Annotated in this window: 2 protein-coding genes and 1 pseudogene; 2 read left to right on the top strand and 1 reads right to left on the bottom strand. The window is 68.8% G+C overall.

Translation table 11 applies throughout. The features are described from left to right. A pseudogene (locus ACEN88_RS31790) lies at positions 1–135 on the bottom strand (helix-turn-helix domain-containing protein); the annotation flags it as partial. 85 nt (positions 136–220) lie between these two features. Here ACEN88_RS31790 and ACEN88_RS31785 point away from each other — a divergent pair. Together ACEN88_RS31785 and ACEN88_RS31780 are read left to right on the top strand one after the other, a co-directional pair. After that, positions 221–997, top strand: coding sequence for a DUF899 domain-containing protein (locus ACEN88_RS31785; RefSeq protein WP_413346162.1), 777 nt, complete (start codon positions 221–223; stop codon positions 995–997). Between the two features lie 2 nt (positions 998–999). Beyond that, on the top strand, positions 1,000–1,374 hold a 375-nt coding region (locus ACEN88_RS31780), incomplete at its 3' end, for a DUF2182 domain-containing protein (protein ID WP_413346160.1).

Below are 1,374 nucleotides of genomic sequence, written 5' to 3'. Positions count from 1 at the left end.
ATCGCCCAGCTGCGCCATCGCGATGCCGCGCAATGCGAGCGCGGGCGCGTCGTCACGCAGGGCGACGCGGGAGAGGGCGCCGAGCGGGTCGCCGTGTGCCAGCGCCAGGGCGGCCGCCGTGATCATCGAGTCCATCGGAATCGCGCCAAATTTGTCACTCTCGCAGGGTGGTAGGTCGTCCCTAATATAGCACCGCACCTTCAACCAACAGGAGAAAACGATGAGCACTCATCAAGCGGGAACCCGGGACGAATGGCTGGCCGCACGCCTGCGGCTGTGGGAAGCGGAGCGCGAGCTCACGCACCGCAGCGACGAGCTGGCGCGCCAGCGGCAAGCGTTACCCTGGGTCCGCATCGACAAGGATTACCGCTTCGAGACCGAAGCGGGCAACGTGGCGCTGGCCGACCTGTTCCAGGGCCGGTCGCAACTGCTCGTCTACCATTTCATGTTCGGGGTCGACTATACGGCGGGCTGCCCATCCTGCTCGGCGATCGCCGACGGCTTCAACGGCATCGCCACGCACCTGGCCAATCACGACGTGCTCTTGACGTCCGTGTCGCGTGCGCCGCAGGCGAAACTGCGCGCGTACAAGGAACGCATGGGCTGGACGTTCCCGTGGGCGACTGCGCTTCCCGGCGAGGCGGATTTCAACGCCGATTTCAACGTCTGGTTTTCGGAGACGCAACAGCGCGAAGGCGTCATCGAGTACAACTACCGCCGCGAGCCGCCGCTGCCGCTGCCGCTGCCGCTGCGGGACGGCACCAGTCCCGCGGCGCTGCAGGCCGTATCGACCGGCACCGACCTCGCCACCTACACGCGCGAGCGTCCGGGCCTGAGCGCCTTCGTGCAGGAAGACGGCGTCGTGTACCACACGTATTCGACGTACGCGCGCGGCCTCGACGCGCTGTGGGGCATGTACCCATGGCTGGATCGTGCACCGAAAGGCCGCAACGAAAAAGGCGTCTGGTGGCGGCGGCACGACGAGTATCCCGTGTGATCATGGGACAGATCCCGATGCCCGGCGGGTGGAGCATGGCGGCGATGTGGTTGCCGGTGTGCGGCCAGTCGTGGCTCGGCGCCGCCGCCGGTTTCATCGGGATGTGGGCCGCGATGATGGTGCCGATGATGCTGCCGCTCGCCGTGGCGCCGTTGCTGAACTACCGCGCCACGCTGGCCGGGGAGGGAAAGGCGTTCCTGCTCACGGCGATCGCCGGCCTGGCCTGGGCCGCGACGTGGATGGCGTCTGGACTGCCCGTGTACCTGGCCGGTGCGGCCGTCGCGCGGGCGCTGCTGGCCATGCCCGCGCTGGCGCGCATGATGCCGGTGCTGGCGGCGGTGGCCGGCGTGGCGGGCGCCGCCTGGCATCTGGCAGCG

Source organism: Massilia sp. CT11-108 (assembly GCF_047302915.1).
In the GTDB taxonomy this organism is placed as follows: Bacteria; Pseudomonadota; Gammaproteobacteria; order Burkholderiales; family Burkholderiaceae_D; genus Telluria; species Telluria orientalis.
Note: the sequence above shows the minus strand (reverse complement) of the source record. Positions and strands in the feature narration are given on the sequence as shown.

What these genes read in the sequence shown, in the direction of transcription:
- ACEN88_RS31785 (WP_413346162.1), top strand. Translation starts at nt 221, where the DNA reads ATGAGCACTCATCAAGCGGGAACCCGGGACGAATGGCTGGCCGCACGC.